General features: G+C 64.5%; 3 protein-coding genes. 1 reads left to right on the top strand and 2 read right to left on the bottom strand.

Translation table 11 applies throughout. From position 1 onward, the window contains the following. Positions 1–10 precede the first annotated feature (10 nt). Together ABT116_RS43345 and ABT116_RS43340 are read right to left on the bottom strand one after the other, a co-directional pair. Positions 11–637 (bottom strand): response regulator, encoded by a 627-nt coding sequence (locus tag ABT116_RS43345; RefSeq protein WP_351646267.1) that lies wholly within the window; start codon positions 635–637, stop codon positions 11–13. Next, positions 634–1,803 carry a sensor histidine kinase gene (locus tag ABT116_RS43340; RefSeq protein ID WP_351646264.1) on the bottom strand — a complete coding sequence of 390 codons (1,170 nt, stop codon included), beginning with the start codon at positions 1,801–1,803 and terminating at the stop codon, positions 634–636. Before ABT116_RS43340 ends, ABT116_RS43345 begins: the two co-directional genes overlap by 4 nt. Positions 1,804–1,987: 184 nt before the next feature. Here ABT116_RS43340 and ABT116_RS43335 point away from each other — a divergent pair. Beyond that, positions 1,988–2,206: hypothetical protein (locus ABT116_RS43335; protein ID WP_351646262.1), on the top strand; the 219-nt coding region annotated here is incomplete at its 3' end.

Here is a 2,206-nt window from a genome sequence, read left to right as displayed (position 1 = left end):
GCTGTCGAGGTCAGCGTATTCCGTCGCGACGTAGTGCGACGGAGACTGCGGCAGAGCGGGTATCGACACCGAGCTTGGCGTAGATGTGCCCGAGGTGGGTTTTCACCGTCGCCTCGCTGATGAAGAGTGCTTTACCCAGCTCGCGGTTGGTCATCCCCTCGGCGAGCAGGCTCAGTAGTTCGGACTCACGGGCGGTGAGCGCTTCCTGTGGGCGCTGCATCTGCTGAACGAGACGGGAGGCGACGGTAGGGGAGAGGACGCTGCGCCCGGCAACCGCCCCGCGCACCGCGCCGAAGATCTCGTCGGGCGTCGAGTCCTTGAGTAGGTAACCGATGGCGCCGGCGTCGACAGCCCGTACGACGTCGGCGTCGGAGACATACGTCGTGAAAACCAGGACGGGAACATCGAGACCGTCGTTTCGAAGCCGTTTGATCGCTTCTGCACCGTGCATGCCGGTGCCCATGTCCAGATCCATCATCACCAGATCCGGCGAGGCCGACTGTATCGCCGTGGCCGCTTCCTCGCCGGACGATGCTTCGCCGACTACTTCGACGTCCGGCTGAGTGTCCAGCAGCGCTCTCAGCCCGGCGCGCACCACCAGGTGATCATCGACGAGGAAGACGCGAATGGTGGTCACCGGATCCTCCGTTCGAGCGGGAACTGGGCCGCGACGACGGTGCCGTCTCCCGGTGCACTTTCCACGGTGAACGATCCGCCGAGCTGTGCGACGCGGCTTCGCATCGCACGCAGGCCGTATCCACCGTACCGAGAATGGTCGGCGAGCTTTCCCGGATCGAAGCCGACGCCGTCGTCGAAGATGTCTACCGAGATGGAGTCGTCGAGATACGTGATCGTCACGCCCGCTGTGTCGGCGCGGGCGTGGTGGGCGATGTTGGAGGACGCGCTCGAGACCACTCGCACGATGGCATGAGCTACGTCCGAGGGCAGGATGACGGCTTCACCGACGGTGCGGATCCGAACGGCCGGGACGAACTGCCGGGCCGCGGACACGACCAAGGCGTCGAAGTTGCCCGTACCGCCCTTGGTCGGCGCCAGATCGTGGACGAGGTCTCGACTCTGCATCAGGCTCGTGCGGATGTTCTCTGCCGCGGCATCGACATCGGCGCGAGACGGCGAACCCGTTGTGTTCCACGTTTGTTCGGCTGCCTCGAGTCGAAGAAGGGCGCTCGCCAGTCCCTGCGTGACGGTGTCGTGGATTTCGCGCGCGAGGCGCTCTCGCTCAGCGGCAACGCCGGCAGCACGTTCGGTATCTGCCAATGCAGATTGCGCTTCTGCTACCTGACGTAGAAGCCGAAGGCGTTCTCGGGCATCTCGTTCCATCTGCCCGTAGGCTGCCGCGACCAGTGCCGCGGTGCACAGCGGTCCGAGCAGTGTCACCAATTCGGCACGACCGGTGACCCTGTAGAACGCGATACCGGCGAGGACGCCCAGGATCCCGACGAGTGGGTAGGCGATCTTGCTCGGGTACAGGCGAATACAGAGGAAGAGAACGGGGAACGCGCACCACGCGAAACTCGGTGCAAGCCAGACCAGTGCTGCCCAGGTGCTCAGTACCGGCCACATCCACAGCCGTTGGCGAACCACGTCTCGCGAAGACACCGTAGCCATGACGGCGTAGAGCACGGCGAGAACCCCGGCCAGAACGAGCACCACCCCGAACCGACCGCTTGTCCCGTGGACTGTGACGTACCGAACTCCCGATGTCGACAACAGTACGAAGAACGACGCGTGGATCGCACACGCCAACGGGCCGCGTAGGCCGCGTTCGGCGTCGGCGTTCATCGCTCCGTTACTCATCCCTCGAATATTACGGAGGGCGCCAGGCCGTCGTATCAACCATTCGGATGATATCCGGACAACCAGATGGGGCACGGTTCGTCACCCGAGCGCCCGATGTGCGCACCCGCGCCGGGACGCGACGCTGTAGTGGACGGTTTCGAACCATTCGACTGAAAGTGTGCCCGCCATGAACCACCGCATCTACACCCGACTTCCCCGTACGCTCGCTGTCGCCGTTCCGGTTGTCGCGATCCTTGCCAGCGCCGCGTGCTCGACCACCGACACGCCGGTGGCGAACGCATCGAGCACGACGTCGATTTCTGCCACGCAGCAGCCTGCTGCGACTGGCGATTCGGCGGTGGTCACTCAGAATCGACTCAGTGCCGACGCAGCAGTGAAGGCTGCT

Origin of the sequence: Streptomyces sp. NPDC002130, from assembly GCF_040296465.1 — a bacterium.
Classification (GTDB): Bacteria; Actinomycetota; Actinomycetes; order Streptomycetales; family Streptomycetaceae; genus Streptomyces.
The sequence above is the reverse complement of the archived record's forward strand: the minus strand, read 5'-3'. Positions and strand labels throughout refer to the sequence as shown.

Excerpts from the sequence above, each read along its gene's own strand:
- ABT116_RS43340 (WP_351646264.1), bottom strand. The coding sequence starts at position 1,803 with ATGAACGCCGACGCCGAACGCGGCCTACGCGGCCCGTTGGCGTGTGCG.